At 70.1% G+C, this 23,678-nt stretch carries 9 protein-coding genes; 1 reads left to right on the forward strand and 8 read right to left on the reverse strand.

Features of this window, described 5'->3' with window-relative positions; genetic code table 11:
• Positions 1-136: 136 nt before the first annotated feature.
• From D7Y04_RS23885 to D7Y04_RS23915, 8 genes are all read right to left on the reverse strand, one after another.
• A complete protein-coding gene (locus tag D7Y04_RS23885) occupies positions 137-12,412 on the reverse strand; it encodes a tetratricopeptide repeat protein (RefSeq protein WP_121760806.1) in 12,276 nt (4,091 codons plus the stop codon).
• Positions 12,413-12,518: 106 nt separating this feature from the next.
• The gene (locus D7Y04_RS23890) at positions 12,519-14,234 is read right to left on the reverse strand and encodes a DEAD/DEAH box helicase (RefSeq protein WP_171807072.1); all 1,716 of its coding nucleotides are present in this window, start codon (positions 14,232-14,234) and stop codon (positions 12,519-12,521) included.
• A complete protein-coding gene (locus D7Y04_RS45185; RefSeq protein WP_167548190.1) occupies positions 14,201-14,398 on the reverse strand; it encodes a hypothetical protein in 198 nt (65 codons plus the stop codon). Before D7Y04_RS45185 ends, D7Y04_RS23890 begins: the two co-directional genes overlap by 34 nt.
• 34 nt (positions 14,399-14,432) lie before the next feature.
• Positions 14,433-15,071: an adventurous gliding motility protein CglE gene (gene cglE, locus D7Y04_RS23895; protein ID WP_120581664.1), complete on the reverse strand. Its 639-nt coding sequence runs from the start codon at positions 15,069-15,071 to the stop codon at positions 14,433-14,435.
• Positions 15,072-15,186: 115 nt separating this feature from the next.
• The gene (gltG, locus tag D7Y04_RS23900) at positions 15,187-17,166 is read right to left on the reverse strand and encodes an adventurous gliding motility protein GltG (protein WP_121760948.1); all 1,980 of its coding nucleotides are present in this window, start codon (positions 17,164-17,166) and stop codon (positions 15,187-15,189) included.
• 85 nt (positions 17,167-17,251) lie between these two features.
• Positions 17,252-17,518, reverse strand: a complete 267-nt coding sequence (cglF, locus tag D7Y04_RS23905; protein ID WP_120576002.1) for an adventurous gliding motility protein CglF — start codon at positions 17,516-17,518, stop codon at positions 17,252-17,254.
• Between the two features lie 142 nt (positions 17,519-17,660).
• The gene (gene gltE / locus D7Y04_RS23910; protein ID WP_121760808.1) at positions 17,661-19,100 is read right to left on the reverse strand and encodes an adventurous gliding motility TPR repeat lipoprotein GltE; all 1,440 of its coding nucleotides are present in this window, start codon (positions 19,098-19,100) and stop codon (positions 17,661-17,663) included.
• Positions 19,100-22,693 carry a tetratricopeptide repeat protein gene (locus D7Y04_RS23915; protein WP_171807071.1) on the reverse strand — a complete coding sequence of 1,198 codons (3,594 nt, stop codon included), beginning with the start codon at positions 22,691-22,693 and terminating at the stop codon, positions 19,100-19,102. The genes gltE and D7Y04_RS23915 overlap by 1 nt, the downstream gene beginning before the upstream one ends.
• A 294-nt stretch (positions 22,694-22,987) precedes the next feature.
• On the opposite strand from D7Y04_RS23915, the gene D7Y04_RS23920 reads away from it, so the two are divergent.
• Positions 22,988-23,641, forward strand: coding sequence for a hypothetical protein (locus tag D7Y04_RS23920; RefSeq protein ID WP_121760809.1), 654 nt, complete (start codon positions 22,988-22,990; stop codon positions 23,639-23,641).
• Positions 23,642-23,678: the final 37 nt, after the last annotated feature.

A 23,678-nucleotide genomic window follows, 5' to 3' on the forward strand; every position in this document is an offset into this window, starting at 1 on the left:
CGTTCCCGTAAGCCTCAGAAATGACGGGCGAAATCCCGTCTGAATCGTAGAAGTGGCTACCGGCGGAGATCAAGGACACCTGCCTTGAACGCCCGCCTGCTTTCAACGCATGAACCCTCGTTGCGGTCTGAGGGCCCTACTTTCGCACCTGGACCTCGACGTGTGTGCCAACGGCCACACGCAGCTCATGCAGGTCCTCGGAGGTGGCGAACACCAGCAACTCCCGCAGCTTGGTGCGCGGGGCGACGCGGAAGGAAGACCCCGTCTCGCCCTGAACCATGCGGCGTACGGGCTCCAGCTCGCCCGCAGCGAAGAGGCCCGCGCGCGACGCGGTGAGTTCCGCGCCCTCCAGCCACGTGCGCACATCCTGCGGCGTCGCAGTGGGAAGGTAGGCCCTCGCCACCTTCGCAAGGGCGGCCCGGTCCGGCTCGCTCAGGCTCTTCTGGAGCAGCTGCCGCTCCACGTCCACCAGTCGCGGATCCACCGTGTAGCGTACGTTGCCCACCACCAGGCTGAGCGCGGCTTGAACCACGGCCTCCAACCGCTCGGGCGCGACGCGCTGGCTGAACGCCAGCTCCGCGCGGGCCAGGGCCAGGGTACGACCCAGGAGGTAATACACCTCCTTCTGCCCCTGCTCCGCGAAGTACTTGCCGCCCACACGCACACACGCGGGATGCGTCTGGAGCAGATCCACGTTCACGAGCGGCTCGGGGGCCGGTTCGTTGGAGCGCTTCGCCAGCCGCTCGCGCGTGGCCACGAGGAAGGGCGAGTACAGCTCCACCGCCTCCATGCCGAAGAGCCGCGCGACGTAACGGTAGTGGTTGACGTGGTACTCCTGCGCCGTCGCCACGTCGATGCGGTGGCGCTTGGGCACCAGCTGGTACTGCGGGAAGGGCACCGCGTACAGGTGTCCCGCCTTCTCGAAGAGCAGGCCCAACAGCTCCGACAGCGGCCCGCGCACCTTCGGGTGGAAGAGCGCGGTCTGCCACAGCCGGTCCGTCAGCGGACGCTGCGCCAGTTCCTTCTTCTTCGCGTAGGGCCCCAGCTTGGTGAGGATCTCCTGCTCGTCCTCGCCCGCCTCGCCCAGGAGGCCCGACACCGCCTGCGCGGCGAGCCATGCGGTGTCGTAGTCCTTGCGCACCGCGGACAGCCGCACCAGGTGGCCCACCACCTTGCGCGGATTCGGCGTGTTCGGTAGCGCGCGGCGCAGCGCCACGATGGCCTCTTCCTCGCGGCCCGGCATCTGGCCCGCGACCTCCGCGAACGTCTCCTGGATGGAGGCGTCGTCCGGCAGGCCCTTCGCCGCGACGCCGTAGGCGGCCACCGCGCCTTCCGGATGCTTGAGCACCTGGAGGTACAGGTCGCCCAGCGCGCGCCACAGCGTCATGCGCGCAGGGTGCGTGTCCGGCGTCTTGGGCAGACGCGCGAGCATGCGGGTGTAGTTCTCCTCCAGCGTCTTCCACTGGCGTGCGCCGCCGAGCAGCGCTTCCAGCGCGCTGAAGGCCTCCACGAAGCGGTGGTCCAGGTCGAGAGCGGCGTTGAAGGCCTGCGTCGCGCCCTCTACGTCCTTCAGCTCGTCGCGGCGGATCTCGCCGAGCGCGAACCACACGCGCTTGGCCTTGTGCGGCTCCAGGGCGAGCGCGGGCAGCGCCAGCATGCGGCCCAGCACGTCCGCGGCCTTCTGGCCCTGACGCGTCTCACGCAGCAGCCGGTAGAGCGCGTCCATCACCTCCGGCGAGTCCGGCTGCGTCTTGAGGGCGCCGGTGAACGCGTCGATGGCCATGTACGGGTCGTGCAGCTCGTCGCGCGCGATGCGGCCCAGCTCCAGGTAGACCTTGACCTTGGCCTCACCCTCCAGGCCGTTGACGAGCTCCTGGCGCAGCTCCGCGGACTTGTCGAAGTTGCCCGCCTTGTCCATCAACGACACCAGCGCACGCAGCGTCTGCTCGTGCTGAGGGTCGATGGTGAGCGCCTTCTCGAAGTGGTTCTGCGCGCGGTCCGTCTGGCCGAGCGCGGCGTGCACGTCACCCAGCTGCCAGTAGACCTCCACGACCTCCAGGTCCGTCAGCTCCTCGCGGTGGTGGATGAGGATGGTCTGGAAGACCTTGAGCGCATCCTCGTACCGCTTCGCCTGCACCAGCAGGTTGCCGTAGCCCTCGAGCGAGGGCAGGTACGTGGCGTCCAGGCCGTAGGCCTTCTCGTACGAGGACAGGGCCTTGTCGCGGCGGCCCAGCTTCTCCGTCACGTAGCCCAGCCGGTAGAGCTGGCGGCAGAGGTCCTGTGCGATGGCGGGGTCCTTCTCCGCCATGGCCTTCTCCGCCATCTTGCGCGTGACGATGTCCAGCATCCGCTCCGCGGACGACCAGTCCTCTCGCGCGATGTAGACGTCCGCCAGCGGGCGCGCCGCATCCAGGCTGTCCGGGACGTGCTTGAGCGTCTCCTCCCAGTAGGGCGTGGCCGTGTCGCGGTCCTCGCGCGTCTCCGCGTGGTAGCGCGCGACGTCCAGCAGGGCCTTGCCCTTGGCGGCCGGATCATCCGTCTGCTGCGCCTCCTGCAGCAGCGTCTGCTCGTAGCCGCTCCAGTCCTGCTCCTGCTCCTGGATGCCCTTGAGGGCGCGGATGGTGGGCAGGTGGCCCGGGTCGATGGCGAGCGCCTGCTGATACGCGTTCCGCGCGCTCGACATGTCCGAGAGCATGTCCTCGTTGATCTTCCCCAGGCGGTGCCACAGCTCCACCGCCACCGGGTCGCTGCCCACGACCTGCGCTTCCTTCTGGAGCATCTCCAGCGCGAAGGGCCAGTTGCCGCTGCGCTCGTAGAGGTTGCCCAGGGCGTGCAGCGCCTGACGGGACTCGGGGTCCGTGGCGAGCGCCGCGTGGTAGCTGTTCACCGCGCGGTCCACGGCCTTGAGGTTCTGGTACAGGACGTTGCCCATCTCCACGTACAGCTCCGCCTGCTCCTGCGGGCTGGTGGTGAGCGAGAGCTGCCGCTCGTACGCGAGCAGGAGGTCTTCCCACCGGGACTGCGCGCGGCGCAGCCGGATGAGGGACTTGATGGCCGGCACGTTCTGCGGGTCGATGGAGAGCACGCCCTCCACGCACGCGTCGGCGTTGGCCGGGTTCTGGTACGTGTCCTCCCAGATGGTCGCGCTGCGGAAGAGGACGCGAACCTTCTCGCGGTAGTCCTGGGACAGCTCCAGCATCCGCTCGTAGATGGCGAGCAGGTCCGCCGGCTGGTCCAACCGCGTGTGCAGCCGCTCCAGCGACTCCAGCGCCTCGCGGTTGTAGGGGTCGAACTCCAGCGCCATGCGGAACGCGGAGACCGCGGACTCGTCGTCCTTGAGGTCGCGCTCGTAGACGGTCGCCACCTCCACCTGGATGCGCGCACGCTCCTCGTTGGACGCCGCGAGGTCGCGGGCCCGGAGCAGCGTGGTGGCCACGTCGCGGAACGCATTTCCACGCCGGTAGAGCTTCGTGAGGACGCCGAGCGTCTCCAGGTCCGGCTCCAGCTCCAGCGCGCGCAACAGGGCGCTGGCCGCCTCCGTGGGGTCGTCCAGCGTCTCGTCCCAGACGCGGGCGATCTCCTTGAGGATGCCCTTGCGCGCCTCGATGGAGCCCGCCGCCTCCAGCTTCTGCTCCAGCGCGACGACGTACTCGCGGTCGCGGCCGCGCCGCTGGAACACCGCCGCCAGCCCGTCCAGCGCGGTGGCGTTGGTGGGGTCGAACTCCAGGATCTTGCGGAACGCGGCCTCCGCCGCCTGCGGATCATCCAGCCGCGAGTCGTGGATGCGCGCGAGCGTGGCGTAGATGCGCTCCGCGAGCGGGCCACGGGGCAGTTCGTCCGCGACCTCCTCGTAGACCGCCGCCAGCTCCTCGTGGCTGCCCGTCTCGTCCGCCAGGCGCTCCACCTCTTCGCGCAGCGCGTCCTCGGCCGCGTCCAGTTGCAGCGCGCGGCAGAGCGCCAGGAAGGCCACGTCCTTCTGGCCCAGGCGCTCCTCCTGCACCCGGGCGATCTCCCGCAGCACCGCCATCTTCTCCTCGTCCGTGACGAGGTTGGGCATGTAGCGGTCCATCACCGTGGCGTACGCGCGCCAGTCGTTGTTCGCGCGGTACAGCGTGCACACGCGCTCGTAGGCGGTGCGGTTGGCGGGGTCGAGCTCCAGCACCTTCTCCAGCGCGCCAGCGGACAACTCCGGCTTGCCGCCCTGCCCTTCCCACAGGTCCGCGACCGTGAAGTACGCGGCGATGGCCGGGTCGCGCTCTTCGGTCACCAGGTGCACCTGGACCTTGAGCTCCAGGGCGCGCACGGCGTCGTTCCACGCGCGCAGCGACACGGACAGCGCGTACACGCGCTCCAGGTCGGAGACGGAGTGCGGCTCCACCTCCAGCGCGCGGCGGGCTGCGTCCAGCGACTCCTCGCGCCGACCCATGCCCGCGAGCACCTCCGCCATCCGCAGGCGGAGCGCCTTCACGCCGTCGCTGCTGTCCTGCAGCGGGATGAGGCGGCGCAGGATCCCCACCAACTCCTCGCGCTGGCCCGTCTCGTCGTACAGCTCGCGCAGCGTGTCCAGCACGCCACGGTGGCGCGCGTCGCGGTCCAGCGCCGCCTTGAAGAACGGCACCGCCGCGTCCGGCTGCTTGAGCAGGCGGTACACCACGCGGCCCAGCCGCTCGTTGAGGCGCACCACCTCACGCGGATCCAGCGTGATGGCCAGGCGGCCCTCGAGCATCTCCCGCAGGTCCTGCGGACGGCCCGCGCGCTCGTACAGCGACTCCAGCGCGGTGAAGACCTGCTCGTTGCGCGGGTTCTTCGCCAGCAGCTCGCGGTACAAATCGATGGAGCGGCCCAGGTCCGACAGCCCCTCGGCCGACACCTGCGCCATCTTGCCCAGGACACGGTCCCGCTCGCTGCCGGAGACCTTCTCCGACTGGAGCTTCAGGATGGCGTAGAGCTTCTCGGACGCGCCCGCGCCCTCGTAGATGCCCTCCAGCAGTCGCGCCGAGGCGAGGTGCGACGGATCCAACGCGAGGATGGCCTCGTAGGCCCCCGCGGCGCGGTCCGGGCTGTCCATCCGCTCCTGGTAGAGCTGCCCCAGGCGGAAGAGGAAGCCGATCTTGTCCGCGGCTTGAGTCGCGCCGGTGGCCAGCGCCTCCAGCACGCCGGCCAGCTCCGGCCACGCCTCCAGGTGCAGGTAGAGGCGGTCCAACGCGACGAGCGAGCTCTGCTGCACCGACGTGTGCAGCGTGCGCGCACGCTCGAAGTAGGACACCGCGCGGTCCGGGTCGCGCAGACGCGTCTCCAGCACCTGGCCCAGCTTGAGGCACACCAGGGCCGCGTCGGCGGCCTCGGCGATGCGCGGCAGGGCCTCCTCGTAGAGCACCACCAGCTCGTCGTAGCTGCCCGCGACGTCGGTGGCGTTCTCCAGGCGGCGGCGGACCTCGCTGTCGTTCGGGTCTTCCTTGAAGCCGCGGTAGAGCGCGAGGAAGGCCAGCTCGCTCTCGCCCTGCGTCTCGCGCAGCGTGGCCAGCTCGCCGAGCAGTTGCTTGCGCTCGATGGCATCCGGCGACACGCCCACGCGCGTCTCAATCAGCTGCGCCAGCCGCGTGACGTCACCGCTCGCGCGGAAGGCGCGCAGCAGCGTCTCCACCGCGAGCAGGTTCTGCGGCTCGCGCGCCACGATGGCTTCCATGCGGCCCACCGCGCCCGGGTGGTTGGGCTGCATGGACAGCACCTCGCCGTACAGCGACAGCGCGCCCGCCTTGTCGAGCAGCTTGGACTCGCGCACCGTCGCCAGGCGGAACTTCAGCTCCAGGCCCTCCTCCGGCGGCATCAGCGCGATGCGCCGCGCGAGGACGTCCGCGAGCTCCGGCCAGCGCTCCTGCTTCTGGCAGAGGCTGTCCATGCGCGCGAGCGCCACCGCGTCGTCCGGCTGCAGCTCCAGGAGGCGCCGGAACGTGGCCAGCGCGCCCAGCGGATCCTTGAGCTGCTCCTCCTGCAACGCGCCAATCTGGTGGAGCACCGCCGCACGCCGCGCCGGCTCCTCCGACAGCGCGAGCTGACGGCGCAGCACCTCCAGCAGCTCCGAAGGACGGCCCGTCGAAGCCACCAGCCGCGCGGTGCCATCCAGCGCCTCGGTGTCCGTGGGCTTGAGCTCCAGCACGCGCTTCCACGACTGGAGCGCCTCCGCCGGCTCACCCAGGTCCACCTGCATGCGGGCGAGCGCGCGGTACAGCTCGGCGCGGGCGGCGTCGCTGGCCTTGGGGGCCACCTCGGTCAGCACCGCGCACAGCTCCTCGGGTGCCTCCGCCTTGTCCACCAGCTGGATGCACAGCTCCAGCGAACGCGGATCCTCCGGCAGCTCGCGCAGCGCGCGCGTGGCGGAGAGGAACCCCATCTCCGCGTTCTCCAGCGCGTTGGCGTAGATTTCCGCGATGCGGCGCAGCAGCGCGGCCCGCTCCTGCGGCACGGGCTCCGCGGAGGCGCGCGACTCCAGCATCTCCACCTGCTTCAGGTGGTTGCCCACTGAAGCGAAGATGGGCTCCAGGGCGCTCGCCGCCGCGCCACGCAGCGGGCTCTCCGAACGCGCCAGCTCTTCCAGCGCGCCCACCGCGCCCGGGTGGCCCGCGCGCCGCGCGAGCACCGCCTGGTACAGCTCCAGCGCGCCTCGCGGATCATCCAGGCGCGACACCTTCAGCCGGCCCAGGCGCACTCGCAGGTCGGACGCCTCTTCCTGCGCGTCGCGTGCGTCCGCCATCTGGATTTCGCGCTCGACGTGCTGCGCGAGCTCCGCCCAGCGCTCCATGTCCGCGAGCACGCGGCCCAGGAGCTTCAACGCGTTGGCGTTCTCCGGACGGCGCTCCAGGACTTCGCGGTACGCCTGCGCCGCCAGCGACTTGTCCGCCAGCGTCTCCTCGGCCAGGTGCGCCAGCTCGAAGAGCAGGTTGATCTGCGAGGCCGGACTCACCTCCGCGGACACCTGCCGGCGCATGACGAGCGCCAGCTCCCGGTGCGCCCCCGTGCGGCGGTGCACTCGGGCGATGGCCTCCAGCACCGGCTTGTTCATCGGGTCGCGCCGGCTCACCTGCTCCAGGGCGCGCACCGCCAGGTCGTAGCGCTTCAGGCGGTTGTCGTAGATGGCCGCCAGCCGCCGCCACAGGTCGCCCGCCAGGGGCTCCGCGGGGTCGCGCTCCAGCTGATCCTCGTAGGCCGCCGCCACCTCCTCGAAGGAGCCCGAGTCCGCCGCGAGCCGCTCCAGCTCGTCGCGTACGCCGGCTTCAGCGGGCAGCTCGTTGAACGCGCGCAGGCGCGCGACGAAGGCCAGCGATGTCTGGCCCAGGCCCTCGCGCAGGACGGCGATCTCCTGCAGCCGCTCCAGGCGCTTCTCCGGCGGAACGCCCGGCAGCAGCACCTCCAGCACGTCCACCAGCTTCCGCGTGTCGTTGAGTCCGCGGTAGACGGGCTCCAGCAAACGCGCCGCCTCCAGACGGGGGCCGTCATGCGCGAGCAGGCGCTCCAGGCCCGCCACCACCTGGCCGTCGCCCGGCGACAGCTCCAGCAGCCGGCGGTACACCGGCAGCGCTTCGGTGGGACCGACTTCCTTCTCCAGCAACTGCGCGCGGCGCAGCAGGTACGCGCGGCGCCCGGGCTCGTCCGGCGCGAGCTCCGCGAGCTGATCCAACACGTCCGCCTGCTCCACGAAGTGGCGCGTCTTCGCGTACAGCTTGTCGAGCGCCAGCAGCCCCTCGGGCACCTTGCGGTTCGCCAGCGCGGAGCGCAGGACCTCGATGGCCTTCGCATCCTCGCCCGCGCTCGCGTAGGCCTCGCCGGCCTTGAGCAGCAGGCCCAGCCGCGCCTCCGGGTCGGTGGAGAGCTGCGCCTGACGGGCGTAGACCTCCGACAGGCTCTTGGCGTTCTGGCCCTTCTCGTAGAGCCGGGACAGCGCCTCCAGCGCCTGGCGGTCCTGCGGCGCGTCCGCCAGCAGGTTCTTCCAGAGGCGCGTGGCCTCCTCGGGCTGATCCAGGCTCTCACGCAGCTCCGCCGCGCGGCGCAGCAGGTCCAGCGTCGCCGGGTCTCCCGCGGTGAGCTCCACCGCGGTGGTCTCGTAGATCTCCGCCAGCACCTCGTGGCTGCCCGTATCGCGGGCCAGGCGCTCCAGGTCCGGACGCACGCCTTCGCGGTCCAGGTCGTTGGCGAACGCCTTCACCGACGCCATGAACGCGAGCGACGGCTGCTGCATGTCGCGCTCGTAGATGCGGCGGACCTCTCCGGCGAGGATGATCTTCTCCACCGTGAGCGCGGACTCCATCCGCGTCTCGCGCAGCGCCACGCGGCGGGCATGGTCGCCCACCTGCGCGAGCACCTTGTCCAGCACCTCCAGCGCCGCGCCGCTCATGGGCACGGCCGCCTTCACCCAGGCCTCCAGCGCGGCCCTCGCGCCCGGGTGGCCGGGGTCCTCGGTGAGGATGCGCTTGTAGAGGCCGAGCGCCGCGTTGGCGTCGTCCAGCACCGTGCGCAGCAGCTCCGCCAGGCGGAAGGACACCTCACGCCCCTGCGGGCTCTGGCCCTCCTGGTTGCGCCGCAGCGTGAGCGTCCACGCCAGGTCCTTGGGACGGTTGAGGTCCGTGTAGAGGCGGTCCAGCGCCGTGGCGGCCTCGCGCTGCGCCGGGTCGCGCTCCGCGATGGCGCGCCACGCGGACGCCGCGCTCTCCTTGTCGGTGAGCTTCGCCTCGTGCAGCAGCGCGGCCTCGCGCAGACACACGAGCTGATCCGCGGGCTCCTGGATGGCCGCAGCCAGCTTCTCCAGCACCTCCGCCAGCGCCGCCCACTCCTCGCCCGCGCGGTGCAACCGCTGCAACGCCCGCAGGCTGTCGAGGTTGCCCGGCTCCAGCTCCAACAGCGCCCGCAGCGCCTTCACCGCGCCGGGCCGGTCATCGAGCTTCTTCTCCTGGACCTCCGCCAGCTCGCGCAGCAGCGCCGCGCGCGCGGGGCCCACGTCGCCCTCCTCCGTCAGCTCGGAGAGGATCTCCGCGAAGCTGTCGAGCGAGTCCGCGTCCTCCGCGGCCTGACGCGCGGCGGCCCGGAGGCCCGCGTCCGACGGCGCCAGACGCAGCGCCCGCGCGAGCGCCGCGAACGCCAGCTCCGGCTGCCGCAGGTGCGCCAGGTGCACCTGGGCCGCGTGACGCAGCGCCTGCACCCGACCGGTGTCGTCGCGAGCCACCTCCGAGAGCACGTCCAGCGTCGCCACCAGCTTGCGGTGCTCCTTCGTGCGCTCGTACGCGGGAATCAGCGCGCGCGCCGCCGCCTCACGCGAAGAGCCCGAGGCCAGCATCGCCTCCAGCGCCGAGAGCGCGTCCGGATCCGACGGACGCTGCCGCAGCAGGTCCGCGTAGCTCTGCACCGCCTCCGCGCCGCCGTCCTGAGAGCCCTGCAGCAACTGCGCGCGGCGCAGCTTCAGCCGCGACACGTGGTCCGCGTCACCGGCCGTCTCCGCCAGGCCGATCATCCGCGCCAGGGTGTCCCCCAGCTCGCGCTGCATGCCGGCCTTCTCGTAGAGCTCCGCCAGGCGCGGCAGGTGCCGGCCCTCCTCGCCGCCATGCGTGATGGCGGACTGGAGCGCTTCGGCGGCCTGCTGCGGACGGCCCAGCTCCACGCTCAGGTCCACGAGCCGCAGGAGCAGGTCCAACCGCTCCGGCCCACGCGTGGCGTGGATGCGCTTGCGCAGCAGCGTCTCCGCGTCCGCGGAGCGGCCCGCGCGCCCGTACAGCCGCACGAGGCGCTGGAGCACCTGCGGCGACTCGGGCGAGCGCGCCTGCGCGGCCTCCAGCGCAGTGATGGCCTCCGCCGCCATGCCGCCCTCTTCCGCCAGCACCGACGCCTCGGAGAGCAGCTGCACGGCGAGGACGGGGTCCTCGGACTCGGTGGCGAGCGTGCGCAGCACGCGGCCCAGCTCCGCGTGCGCGGACAGGTCGCGCGCCAGGCGCGCCGTCTCCGCGCGTCCCGACTCGTCCTTCGGCTCCTCGCGCACCATGCGCAGCCGCGTGTCGAACGCCGCGCGGCTGTCCGCGAGCTGCTTCTCGTGGATGCCGGCCAGCACCGTCAGCAACCGCTTGCGCGTGGGCGCGTCCGTCGTGGAGTCCAGCTGCTGCTGGAGCGCCGCCACCTGCCGCTGGTGGTCACCCGTCCGGCCGTAGTGGTTCGCCAGGGCCTCGGTCAGCGCGACCGTGCGCACGCCGCCGGCCGCCAGCCGCTCCAGGCCGCCCACCACCACGCCCGTGGACACGTTCTCCGCCAGCAGCGCGAGGAACAGGTCCGCCGCGTCCTCCTGACGGTTCAGCCGCTCCGCGTACAGCTTCGCCTGCCGCGCGGTCCACTCGTTGCGCTCCAGCTGTGACTCGGAGAGCGTCGCCAGCTTCCCCGCCAGCGCCGCCGCCTCCTCGAACTTCGACAGCGCCACGCACAGCGCCTGGAGCCGCTGCACCGGCTGCGTGTCCTCGGGCGCCAGCTGCACCCACTGACGCACGATCGGCTCCAGCTCCACGGGCGAGGCACCGGCCGCCTCGCGCCGGGCGATGTCCGTCTCCAGCCGCGTCTTCGGATCATCCGCCAGCGCCGCGGCCGCCTGCAGCGACTTCACCGCCTCGCTCGCCGCGGTGTCTCCCGGCACGCGCGAGAGCACCTCGCGCCACGCCGCCTCCGCCCGCACGGGGTCCGCCAGCGGGCCCTGGAGCAGCTGCGCCAGGTGCCGCCACAGCGCCACCGCCACGGCCGGAGGCGTCGCGCCCTGCGCCGCGCGCAAGAGCGCGTGAGCCAACGCCGGCTGCGCGTTGGCCTTCTCCGCGTGCTCCACCACCGTGTTGAGCAGCAGCGGCCGCCCCGGCTCCAGCTCCAGCGCGCGCGCCAGCACCTCGAAGGCGCCTCGCTCGTTCTCCTGCTCCTCGAACATCAGCGCCAGCGCTTCGCAGAACGCCACGCGCTCGGCGCGCGGACGCGGGGCGAGCATGGCCAGCTCCAGGAGCGGCAGCACGTCGTCCAGCTTCTCGTCCTCCGCCAGCAGGCGCGACAGCTGGAAGGCCGCGAGCGCGTTGGTGGGCTCCAGCTTGAGCGCCGCCTCCAGGTGCGCGCGCGCCGCGTCCGCGTCCTGCAGCTGCTGCATGCACAGGTCCGCCAGGCGCAGACGCAGGCTGGCCTGCTGCGCGCGGTCCTTCACCGTGCCCAGGTAGCGCTCCAGCGTGGCCACCGCGTCCGCGTAGCGCTCCTGGCCCAGCATCAGCTCCGCCGCCAGGCTGGCCGCATCCGCGCGCGACGCATCCGCCGCCACGGCCTTCTCGAAGGCGGCCAGCGCTCCGGCCGCGTCGTTCATCCGGCCCAGCTTCACCGTCCCCACGCGCAGCCACAGGTCCACCTGCGCCGTGCGGTCGCGCGCCTCGCCCGCCATCGCCTCCAACTGCGCGAGCGCCGGTCCGTAATCGCCCGCGCGCCCCGCCATCCGCTCGATGAGCGTCAGCGCTTCCGGCATGCCCGGCCACAGCAGGAAGCAGCGATCCAACGCCTCCTTCACCTTGGCGGCGGAGCCCGGGTCGTACCAGGCGAACAGCTTCGCCACGAGCAGCGACAGTCGCGCGGCGCTCTTGCGGTCGCGCTCCTCCAGCGACATTCCGCGCAGCATGCGGACCTTGTCGCGCCACACCTGCTCGAAGCGCTGCATCGCGCGGGTGGCCTTGTCCGCGCGCGCGTTCTGCGGATCCAACTCCCGCGCCACGTCCAGCACCTGCTGCGCCAGCGCGTGCTCGGTGGGGTCGTCCACCAGCCGCTCCGCGAGCGCGGCGTATTCCTCCGCCATGCCCGCGTCGCCCAGCGCCGCGCGCTCACGCTGCAGCGCCTCGAACGCCGGCTGGAAGCGCTCCTCGGAGAGCAGCAACTGGCGCACGCGCCGGAACGTCGCACGGTCCGGCTTCACTCGCGCCGCACGCTGCAGGCACAGCACCGCGCGGTCGCGCCGGAAGAGCTTCTGCTCGTAGAGGTCCGCGGCCTTCAGGTAGTGGCCCGCGCTCTCCTCGCCCTGCGTCGCGGCGCCCAGCCGCTCCAGCACATCCACCAGCGACGACGAGTCCTGGCGGATCTCATGCAGTCGCTTGAGACCGCGCAGCGCGGGCATCGGGTCCTTCGCGACCAGCAGCGCGCGCTTGAGCAGATCCTCCGCGCGCGGCGCGTTGCGCTGACGCTCGTGTGCCAGCTCCGCCGCGCGGCACAAGAGACGCGCCGCCTCCTCCGTCGGAACGTCCCGCGAGCGCCCCTCGTACAGGCGGATCAGCTCCTCGACCCGGCCCGTCTTCTCCAGGGCCGCTTCGGTCTCAACGAAGGAGCGGTCATCGGTCACACGCAGCGTGGGACGCGCAGGGGTGGAAGGCTGTTCCATGATGCTCGTTGGCCAAAGGGGGAATGAAACGAGGGCGCCAGCGACCGGAGTGTACCGGCCGCGGGCGCCCCCGGGCAATCATGCAAAACCCGTCAACCGGCGGGAATTATTGGCTTTCTTGCTCGCCAGCCGAGGAAGCATTTTCCGTCGGCGACGCCGCGGAATCAGCGTCGTCACCGGCTTCCGGCTGGCTGCCCGCGGGGGGCGTCGCGGGGGCCTCGGGGAGGGCCTTCGCACGCTCCACGCCGGCGCTGTCGTTGAGCTGCGTGTACAGGGCGATGGCCTTGTCACGCTGCTGCAGCTCTTCCGCGAGCTGCGCGGCGCGGGGCAGGTGCTCCCCACCGAGCTTCTCGTAGAGGGGCAGCGCCTTGTCCTTGCGGCCCGCCTGCGTCCACGTCTCCGCGGCGGCGGCGGTGTCACCCAGCAGCTCCAGCCACCGGGCGCGGCCGGCGGGCTTCTGCTCCTGTTCGGCACGGGCCAGCTCGCGCTTCGCGAGTTCCTTGGCCTCGTCCTCCAGGGTGAGCCGCTGCATGAAGTGGAACGCCTTCGGAGGAGGCAAGGGGCTCAGCACCTCCACCGCCTCGCGCCGCTGGCCCACGGCCACCAGCAGGGTCGCCGCGCCCAGACGGTCGCCGCGATCCACCAGGGCCTTCACCTCCAGGCCCCGGATGCGGTTGGCGCCAACCAGGTCCCGGGCGCGCTCGTACGCCTTGCGCGCCAGGGTCAGCTTGTTCGCGCGCTCGTACGCGAGGCCCGCCTGGTCGAACTGCCGCGCGCGCTCGTAGAGGCGGGCGACGTTCTCGAAGTCGGCCTTGGCGACGTAGTGCTCCATGAGCAGCTCGTACGCGCCGGCCTTCTCCAGCGTGGGGCCGATCTGATCCGCGGGCAGCGTGCTCACGAGGCGGCGTGCCGCGTCGTTGTCCTGACCGGACAGCGCCGTGCGCAGCGCGCTCTTCAGGTCACCGCCCGCCTCGAACAGCCGGGTGGCATCCGCGAAGCCGTTGTTGCGCTCGTGCAGGCGCGCCGCGTCGCGCGTGCGGCCCATGCCTTCCAGCTGGGTCGCCTGCTCCTTCCAGTCGCCCGTCAGCTCCGGCATCGGCGCGCGCTCGGGGCGCTCACCGCGCGGAGGACGCTCGCCACGCTCGGGGCGCTCGCCCCGGGGAGGACGCTCGCGCCGCTCACCGGCCGCGCCGCGCTCCGGACGCTCGCCGCGGGGAGGACGCTCACCGCGCTCACCCCGGTCCCGGCGCTCGCCGCGCTCCGGACGGTCACCGCGAGGGGGACGCTCGGCGCGCTCCTCACGGGCCGGGGCCGAGGCCTCCGCCGTCGGCTCACGGCCACTGAGCGTGAAGGCCGCCTGGGAACGGTCCGCGTCGCCCGCGGCGCGCCAGACACGGCCCACCAGGGACATCACGTCCACCCAGCCGTCGAACTTCTCCTTCGCGGGGTCCACGGCCGGCTTCGACGGGGCTGCCTCGGCGGGCGCGCTCCCTTCGGCCGACTCGGCACCCTCGGCCGGAGCAGCAGCCTCGTCGGCCGGAGCCTCCGTGGGCGCTGCTTCGGTGGTGGCGCCCGCTTCCGGCGATGCGGCTTCCGCGCCCGCTTCCGGCAGGGCCGGCTTGGACTGGCGCTGCACGCGCAGGAGCGTGGTGATGAGGCGGCCACGCGTGTTGAGGTCCAGGTCCTCCAGCGACTTGAGGTTCATGGTCCGCAGCGAGCGGACAATGGCCTCCAGCGGACCCTTCTCCGCCGTGAAGTCGTTCTTGGAGAGAGCCTTCTCCAGGACGCTCAGCTCGGCGATGACACGCTGGCCAGGCCCCACCGGGCCCGCGTCGCGATCACGGCCACGGCCTTCACCCCGGCCGCGCCCTTCACCCCGGCCACCGCCAGGACCGCCACGACCTCCGAAGCCTCCCGGTCCGTCACGACGGGGCCCCTGGCCCGGCGCGCCCCCGTTCGGACCGCGTCCACCCGGACGCGATCCACCGCTTCCATTCTCCTGAGCCACGTGAATCTCCCGCTAGAACGCGTAGCGAATGTTGGGCGCCACCGCGAACCCGAAGGCGCCCTTGGAGGCGAGGTAGTTCCCCACGACCTCCAGCCCCACCGAGAAGTGGCGCAGCCGCGTGTAGTACTCCACTCCGGGCCCGGCAAACACAAGAATGTCGGAATCCGGGAGGAGCTTCTTGGGAGAGAACATCGCGTAGCCCACGCCGGCACGGGCGTAAATCCAGGTGCGCTTGACCTCCTGGCTGTCGGCAAAGCCCACCAGGCGGGCTCGCAGCACGGCGCCAGGAACCAGCATGGTGAAGTCACCGGACGCGGCGCCCTGCGAGTAGCCGACGTATTCGGCGCCCGCGCGGTTGGCGGAGCCCATGAAGAAGACGCCCAGGGACAGGCGCTCGCCCAGGTCCACGCCCAGCTCCACCTGGGCCATCTGGCCAGAGGAGAAGGGCCGCGGGCCGGAGTCCGCGGGCGGGTTGGTGATCCACGACGGACCGCCGTACACGCCGAAGTACACACCGCGCTCGACCTCGTTGAAGGTCACCGCGGGCCGGTCCTGCATCGCGGAACCGGCGCTGGGGGTGTCCTGGGCGCCCGCCATCGCGGGAATGAGGAGCGCGGCGCTCAGGGCAAGAGGAGCAAGGACTTTCTGCATGGAGGGCGGCCTGGTGGGGGGCAGTCCTCCCGCGGGGGCGGGAGGTTGAAGTGAAGAAGCGGGCAGCCCTGAGAACAGGACCGCCCGCGCGGGAAACGGATGTGTTGATTCTACGTCAGTCACCGGCCTGCTTGAAGATGAACGGGTAGGTGACGATCACGGAGCCTCCACCCTTGGGCTCCGGGAACTTCCAGGTGCGCACGCGGCCAGCCACGCAGGTCTCCAGGTCCGAGTTGCCCGCCGTGGACTGCGCGACGTTGGACGTGGCCACCGAGCCGTTGGCGCTGATGACGAACTTCACGGAGACCTTGCCGCCCAGCTTGGGGAAGCGGTTGAGCAGGCTCTCGTAGCAGTAGCGGATCTGCCCGCGGTTGCGCTGGATGACCTGGCGGATGAGCTCCTTGTCCAGCGAGCCCATCACTTCCGGATCCGACGAGGTGATGCCCACGTCCACGCTCTGCTTGCCGCCGAGCGAGCCCACGCCGGTGCCGTAGCTGCCGCTGCCGCCGCCACGGCCCTTGGTGCCGATGCCGCCGATGCCGATGCTGTCACCGGTACCGCCGCCACCGCCGCCGCTGCCGCGCAGGCCCATGCCGCCGAAGCCGCCCGCATCGCCCGCCTTGGCGCCGAACATGTTGCCCATGGCGCTCTTGAGCTCACCGCCCAGGCCCGACTTGCCGAAGATGGTGGAGATGCCGCCCTTGCCACCGCCGAAGATCTTCGCGGTGAGGGCGCGCGCCTCGTCCTTCTTGTTCGGGTCGCCCTTGGGCGCCGCGCGGTTGTTGGTCTTGGGCGCGTCCTTCTTGCCCATCTGACCTTCGTCGTTGCGCTGCTTCTGGGCCATCTCGCCCGACTTCTTCTCCTTCTGCTGGTTCAGCTTCTCCAGGAACTTGTTCTTCTGGGTCTCCGGAGCCTTGATGATCAGCTTCGCGATGCGCGCGTCGTTGCCCGCGAGCTCATCCGCGTACTCGTCCCCTTCCCCACTCTGGTTCATGGAGTGGATGACGAACGCGGTGCCGATGAAGAACATCACCAGGAAGATGTTGAGCGCCGTGTAGTCGATGTTCTCGCCCACCGGCACGGCGACGCGCTTGGGCACCGGCTGGAACTGCGCCTCCAGCGTGAGGCCACCCAGGTCCACCCAGACGAAGTCGTCCGCTTCCAGCGTGAGGCCGTAGGCGTCGCCGTCCTGGGAGGCCTTGCCGGACTCCATCACCGCTTCCAGGTCCAGCGTCTCGCCCTTGCGGGTGAGCTCGCCCTTCATCTTGCGCGCGAAGCGCACGGTGAAGGACTGGCCGTCGGTGCGCAGCACCTCGAAGGTGGGGGCGCCCAGCTTGGCGTCGCCCATCACGAAGTCCACGCCCTTGGCGCTGCCGACCGTGAAGGCCTTCTTCGCGCCGGGGGGCACGAAGAACTCGCCCACGCGCTGGTCACCCCAGAGCAGGCGCAGCGACACGCCCTGCGGGCCGTTGGACTTCGTCTTGCGCACGGTGCGCACGCGCGGCGCGGCTTCCTGCTCCTCGTGCGCGTCGTCCGCCTCCGGAGCCTTGGGGGCCTTGGGAGCCCGCGCGGGTGCCACGGCGTTCTTCTGCGTGGGCGCGACGGATGAATCCAGCGCGGCGACAGGAGCCGGAGCCGGCGTCGCGGCGGGCGCGGGCGTCGCGACCACCGGAGCAGGCGCGGCCACGGCCTGCGCGATGGCGGCGGCGGGGGCCACCGGCGCGACAGTGGGATTCTTGTCCGTGGGCGCGTCCGCCTGGGCGACGGCGGCGGCCAGGTTCACCGCGGCGACAGCGGCCGGGTTCTCCAGGCGGATGGTGGTGCCACCCACGCGGACCTCGTCACCGAAGGAGACCTGCCCCTTGTTGACGCGCTTGCCGTTGACGTAGGTGCCTTCGACGCTGCCCATGTCGATGATGGACATGGAGCCGTCGGCGGCAACTTCGATGACGGAGTGGATGCGGCTGACCTTGTCGTCCTCCAGGCACAGGTGCGCGGAGGAAAGACGACCAATCTTGATGATGTCGCGCTCGTAGTCCTTGGAGGCGACCAACGTGTCGCCCTTGAAGACCTTGAGTGTCAGGGGTACGGCCATGGAGGGCTCCCGGTAGGCTTTGGCGCTCTTGGACAACGGTGCCGGCGGAAGGTTCCCGCCGTCGATTCAATCCGTGGTGGGGGGATTACAGCTCGCCCACGGACTGCATCACCTTGTCCTCGAAGTCTTCGCGGATGCGGATGAGGTTGGAGTGCTTCACGGTCTTGCGCGCCTCGACGTACTCGCCATCCGGCTTCGTGAGGTCACCTTCAATGGTGTCGTCCTCGAAGTCGACGCTGGTCGTCTTCTGCATCCTGGCGCCGCCACCCTCACCCGCCGCCTTGCCGCCCTCGTCCTGGGCGAAGGCCGGGGCCACCGACAGCGTCACCAACAGCATCAGCCACTTCCGCATCCTGCCTCCACGTGGGGCCTTCCCAAGGCCCACTGGTGTTTCCGCATGGTGGGCCCCCGCCTCGAAAAGCGAGGGGCCCACAAGGTTCGCATCTTCCCGAGCCGCGCCGCCAGCGTGAAGCCACTGGCGGGCGTCTCCCACATCACAGCAGGTCGTCGGTGGGCTCGTCGGAGTCCACCGGTGCTGCATTCTTCTGGGCAGGGGCCGTCTGCGTGCCACCCGCCGGAGTGGCGGCCGGCTGCTGCGCACCCGTGCCCGAGACCGGAGTGGCCTGCGGAGCGGTGCCGGTGCCGGACGCGGGCGTCGCTCCACCCGGAGGCGGCTGGCCCTTCTGCTTCGCCTCTTCCGCCTTCATCGCGGCCTGCTGCTGCGCCTGGAGCGCCTCCATCTGCTTGGCCTGGGCCTCCGCGGCGGACGCCTCGCGCTTGGCCTGCACGATGCTCTCCGCCTCGCGCATGAGGCCGAAGACAGGCGCCTCCGCGTTGATCGCGACCTCGCCGCCGGCGAGCGCGACGTACTTCTTGTAGAGCTCCACCGCGCGCTCGGGAGCGTCCTTCACCTTGTGCAGGATGATGCCGCGGTTGAGGTACGTGGCGCCCAGGTCGGGGTTGAGCTTCTCCGCCTCGTCGTACTCCTGCATGGCCTTGTCGTACTGGCCCTGGCCCTTGAGCGCGATGCCCAGGTCCACGTGCGCGGCGGCGTTCTTGCCGTCCGACTGCAGGATGCGGCGCAGGTGCTCCTCCGCGCCGGGGAAGTCCTCCGCGTTGAGCGCCAGCTGGGCCAGCTCCACGTGCGCCGGCACGTAGTCCGCCTTCGCTTCCAGGGCGCTCTTGAACTGCAGCCGCGCGCCCTCGGTGTCGCCCTCCTTGAGGAGGATGAGGCCCACGGCCTGGTGCAGCTCCGGATCCGTGCCGTCCAGCTTCACCGCGCGCAGCGCGACGAGCTTCGCCATGGCCAGCTGCTTGCGATCCAGGTAGCTGCGGATCATGACCTTGAGGGCGTTGGTGTTCATCGGGTCGCGCATGAGCGCGGCGCGAGACAGCTCCATCGCCTTGTCGTGGTCGTTGTTCTGCCGGTAGATCTCCGCGAGCCGAGCGCGCGAGCCCGCGTCATCCGGGTAGCGCGTGAGCACGTCCTGGTAGAGCGCCACGGCGCCGGCCACGTCGCCGCCGTTCTGCTTCATGATGGCCAGGTTGTCGGACGCCTGGCGCAGGGACGGCTTCTTGGTGAGCGCGGACGCGTAGCGGGCCTTGGCCTCGTCGGGCTTGCCCATGCGCTCGGCGATGACGCCCAGGTTGTACTCGGCCTCCGCCAGGTTCTGGTCCGCCTCCAGGGCGGCCTTGAACTTGCGCTCCAGCGACGGGTAGTCGAAGGCCTTCGCCTTCTTCTGCGCGTCGAAGGACTTCGTCGCGTCATCGAACAGCAGCATGGCGCGGTTGGAGATGGACACCGGGCCCGTGGAGGCGGCCACGGGCTTGGCGACGGGCGGCGGGGTGTTGGTCTGCGTGGTGGAACAACCGACGGCGGTCAGCGCCAGCGTGGCCAGCAGGAGGGGGCGGAACGGGTGCATGCGGCGATTCATTAGAGGAAGTCCTCCGGCTCCTGATCATCAACGGTCTTCTTGGGGGCGCCGTCCTTGGACGCGGCGGCGGGCTTGGCGACCTCGGACTCGGTCTGCTGGCGAAGCGCGTTCGTCAGCGCGGACAGGTCCTCGTTGAGCGCCTCGCTCTTGGCCTGCTTCTCCGGCTCGGACTTGGAGACCGGGGGCGGGATGTCCTGCACGGCGGCCAGCAGGTCGCCACCCAGCACCAGCTCCTTGTTCTTCAGCGCGAGCTTCTCCTCCAGCACCTCCGGGTAGCGATCCGGAGCGTAGGTCGTGCGGAGGATCTTCAGGCTCGCCGCGGCGCAGTCGTTGAACACACCCAGCTCGCGGCTCTTGGCCACCGCGCCGGAGAAGGCCTCCGTGGCCTTGTCCTTGAGCGGCTGCGCCTGGTTGCTGAACTCGTCGCGCAGGGCCTGCTGCGACTCCTCGTCCAGACCGCGCGGCATGGGCGCGTTCACGACGAGCTCCGCCATGTGGTCATACGCGAGGCCAATGCGCTGCAGCGCGCAGATGGCCGGCTCCGGGGCGCCCAGGGCCACGGTCTGCACGTACTTCTTCTGCACGACCTCCAGCGCGCGGCCCTTGTCGGCCAGCGAGCCCTTGAAGCGCTCCGGCGACGGCGGCACGCCCCAGTACAGCTTCAGGCGCCGGAACTCGTTCCAGTCCGGCTCGATGGCCAGCAGGTTCGCCTGCGCGGCGGCGGCCAGCGCGGGCTTCTCCAGCGCGGTCTGCTGACGGCGGGGCAGCTGATCGAAGTACTCGAAGATGCGCTTGTTCATGCGGCGCACGTCGTTCGTCTTCTTCATCTTCCCGTAGATGTCGACGATGCGGCCCTCGGCCATGAGGAACTTGCTCTGGGAGCGCATGTTGTCGCGCTCGTACTCCTCCAGGAGCTTGATGGCCTTCATGTACGCGCCCTGCTTCACGTGCAGATCCACGACGGACAGGAAGGCGGCCTCCGCGTCCTTCGACTTGGGCCACAGCTCGATGTAGTGCTCGCGGTTCTTGAGCGCGGCCTTCAGCTGGCCCAGGCCCTCGCGGTAGGTGGCCGCGTTGAACAGGGCGATCTGCGCCTTGGACTCGTCCCACTTCTGCACCACCGCGGGCTTCGCGGGGCCGTCGTCGTTGGAGGCCTGCTTCGCGCGGCCCTTGGCCTTGCTCTTCGCCTTGGCCTTCGCGGCCGGCGCGCCGCCCTTCTCGTTCAGGTTGCGCTCGTAGCCACGCACGTAGAGTTCGTAGGTGCCCGCGGCCTCCTCGAAGTCACCGATGGCCTCCAGCGCCTCCGCGTTCGCGTAGATGGAGTCCGGCACGTACTTGGACCGGGGGTACTCCGCGAACAGGCGCTTGCGGACCTCGATGGCCTTATCCAGGCTCTTCGCCTTGTAGTAGTCGACGGACGCGTTGTAGAGCGCCAGGTCCGCGATCTCCGTCTGCGGGAAGTCGTGGACGAAGTTCAGGTACGCCTCGGCCGCCTTGGAGAACTCCTTCTTCTCCTCCAGCTGGCTGACCAGCTTGAACGACGACTGCTCGATCAGCTTCGCCAGGTCGTCGCGGAACTTGCCGGTGGCCAGCTTGTCGTTGGAGTAGAAGCGGCGGGCCCACTCGTTGACCTTCGCGAAGTCGCCCAGCAGGTTGTACGAGTCGAGGATGAGGTTGGCGGCGATTTCAGCGGCGCGCTGCCCGTCCTCGAACTTGTACTCGGGGTAGCCGAGCGCGATTTCGGAGAAGCGCAGCACCGCTTCGTCGAAGTGGTTGTGGCGGTAGTAGATGTTCGCCGCCTTGAAGGCGATCTCCACGCGCTTGTCGCCCTTGGGGACGTACTTGAGGTAGCGCTCGCACGCGTCCAGCAGCGACTTCTTCAGCGTGGGGATGGCGATCTTCTTCTGGATGTCCGTGCCGGCGGACTCGGACTTGGCCTCACCGCGCGCTTCAGCGGCCTTCACGACTTCGTCGTAGGCGAGCACGGCGTTGTAGGAGGCGTTGGTCAGCCACTTGCCCGGCTTGCCCGGCTTGGGCTTGCCCTTGTCGTCCTTGGCCTCCAGCACCTTGGCGTCCTGGAGGACGACGAGCGTGTAGTTGGCGGCGGCCTTGTCGAAGTTCTGGAGGTTGTCGTTGAGGAGCTCCGCCCAGAAGAAGCGCAGGTCGTACGCCTTGGGGTTCTCCGGGAAGAGCGTGAGGTAGTCGCTGTACACGGCGTCCGCGTACTTGAAGGTCTCCTCGCTGCGCGTCTTCTTGCCCTCGTTGTGCCAGGTGACGGCCAGGTTGGAGAGCGTGCGCTCGGACAACTCCTTCGCCTCCGCGAGCGCCTTCTTGTCCTTGTCGTCCTTGATGACGCCAGAGGACTCGACGTCCTTCATGATCTTCACGAGCCGGCGCACCTGGGCCACGGTGCGCTCCTTGTTGCCCATGCGCAGGATGCAGTCGACGATCTTGCCCTGGAAGCCAGGGGCCTCCGGAGACAGCGGCTTCTCCTTGATCAGCGAGTTGTAGGTGATGGCCGCTTCGCGGTCCTTGCCGTCGCCGTAGTACAGGTTCGCGAGCTGCTTCATCATCGCGAAGCGGTCTTCCGGATTGGTGGCGACCTTGCCGAAGTCCGCGCGGGCCTGCGTCACGTCACCCTCGCGGGCGAAGGCGCGCACGTAGTCGGCGCGCGCTTCACGCACCAGCGAGCCCTTCGCCTTGGACTTGCCGTCCTTCTCCACGGCGGCGGCGCCAGCCAGCTCACCGTAGAGGACCACGGTCTTGTACTTGTCCTTCGCGGACTCGTACTCGCCCATGTTGAAGTAGCACCAGCCCTGCTTGTAGAGGGCGAAGGCGTAGACCTGGTTCTCCGGGAACTCGGCGGCCTTCTTGTACGCGGCGAGCGCCTTCTCCAGCTCCGGGCGCTTGCCCTTGGAGTTGTTGAAGTAGTACTCGCCGAAGGCGAAGTACGCGTCCGGGATGTACTTGGACGTGGGGTGCTTCTCAATCAGGCGCTTGAACGCGACGAGCGCCTTCTTGTCCTGGCCGTCCTCCATCAGGTACTGGCCGAGGAAGAAGAGCACTTCGTCCGTGCGCTCGAACTTCGGGTACTCCTGGACGATCTTCGTGTACTGCTCGACGGCGTACTTGCCGTTCTCCTTCACCTTCGCCATCAACTCCGCCTTCTCCGCCTTGGCCTTCTGCTGGGCCGCGGCGTCGTTGCGGTTCATGGCGACGATGAGCTCATCGTCCTTCCGGTTGGCTTCGAAGAAGAAGAACTTCGACTCCTCCCAGTAGAGCTCGCCCAGGCGGAACAGCAGGCTGGGGGCCTCCTTCTGATCAGGAGACAGCGAGATGATCTTCCTCAGCGATTCGATCTGTTCGCGGCGCTTGGAGGCGACCTGCACTTCCACGCCCAGGCGGAACTGATCATATTGAAGCGCGGGAGCGGCCTGCTGGGCTTCCTTCGGGCGCGTGATGTCGCCTGCGAGGGACTTGTCCACGGTGGTGGTGGACTTCTTGCCCAGGTCAGCGTCGCGCAGTGCTTTCTTCTCCTGGGCCGAAGCCATGGAAGTCAGGAGAACGAGGCAAACGAGTAGCGAGCGGCGCATGGTCTTCCTAGGAGCGGGTGACCGGTGTCCACGGATGCCTGCTTGCTTGGCAAGTGTCCGGGAATCTTCGGGAATTTCCATGAGGGGACTCGTACTATGCGCGGTTTGCGCAAGGCGGGTCAACCCAGACGACGGGACGTCCGGTCCGTTGGATAGCAAGCGAGAAAACTTCAATTTCGCTGTGCGCCATCCCCGCTCCAGACAGCGACAGGAAGGTTGCACCGGCTGCCCCAACGGGTATGGGAGGCTGGCGGCTGTTCGTCTGGTCGCCCTGCCTGGAGTGGTTGTCGGATCATGAGTCTTCTGCCGGAGAGCGCCAGCTTCGAAGAGCTGGTGCAGGACTACTTCCTCGCGGTGCGCGGCGCGGGCCTGATGTTGTCCGCGCTGGACACGGAGCTCGTCATCGCGTGGGCTCGGGAGGGCGTGCCCTTCGAGGTCGTGGCGCGCGGCATCTCGCGTTCGGCGGAGAAGGCGCTGTGGGACGCGCGGCCCGGAGAGCCGGTGCTGCGTTCGCTGCGCGCGTGCCGGCGCCAGGTGGAGACGGAGATCCGCAAGTACCGCGACCTGTCCGCGGGCCAGGGAGAAGAGGCGCCTCAGGCCTCCTCGAAGAAGCGCCCTGCCCGTTCGTGGGAAGAGGTGCGGCACGCGCGGTTGTGCACGGCGCTGCGGGCGCTGACGGAGCGCGAAGCCGCGATGGCGCCGCGGGTGCACCGGCTGCTGGACACGGTGCTCGCGTGCGTGCCTCGCGAGCCCGCGGCCATGGATCAGCAAGAGGCCTGGGCGCTGCTGGTGCTGCTGCGCGCCCTGCCCTTCTCGGAGCGACGCACGGTGTGGCGAGATGCGCGCACCGGTGAACAACAGCTGATGACCGCCCGCGCGCGGCGTGTGTCCCGGCGCTTCCGGCTCCAGGCGGCCGTCAGACGGCGGCTGGACATGAAGGAAACCTGAAGGGTTGTCCTCCCGCCACGCGCCTGAACGAAAGTTC

Source organism: Corallococcus sp. AB038B (assembly GCF_003668955.1).
GTDB classification, from domain to species: Bacteria; Myxococcota; Myxococcia; order Myxococcales; family Myxococcaceae; genus Corallococcus; species Corallococcus exiguus.

What these genes read in the sequence shown, in the direction of transcription:
- gltE (WP_121760808.1), bottom strand. Translation starts at nt 19,100, where the DNA reads ATGAATCGCCGCATGCACCCGTTCCGCCCCCTCCTGCTGGCCACGCTG.
- cglF (WP_120576002.1), bottom strand. Translation starts at nt 17,518, where the DNA reads ATGCGGAAGTGGCTGATGCTGTTGGTGACGCTGTCGGTGGCCCCGGCC.
- D7Y04_RS23915 (WP_171807071.1), bottom strand. Translation starts at nt 22,693, where the DNA reads ATGCGCCGCTCGCTACTCGTTTGCCTCGTTCTCCTGACTTCCATGGCT.
- D7Y04_RS23885 (WP_121760806.1), bottom strand. Translation starts at nt 12,412, where the DNA reads ATGGAACAGCCTTCCACCCCTGCGCGTCCCACGCTGCGTGTGACCGAT.
- gltG (WP_121760948.1), bottom strand. Translation starts at nt 17,166, where the DNA reads ATGGCCGTACCCCTGACACTCAAGGTCTTCAAGGGCGACACGTTGGTC.
- cglE (WP_120581664.1), bottom strand. Translation starts at nt 15,071, where the DNA reads ATGCAGAAAGTCCTTGCTCCTCTTGCCCTGAGCGCCGCGCTCCTCATT.
- D7Y04_RS23920 (WP_121760809.1), top strand. Translation starts at nt 22,988, where the DNA reads ATGAGTCTTCTGCCGGAGAGCGCCAGCTTCGAAGAGCTGGTGCAGGAC.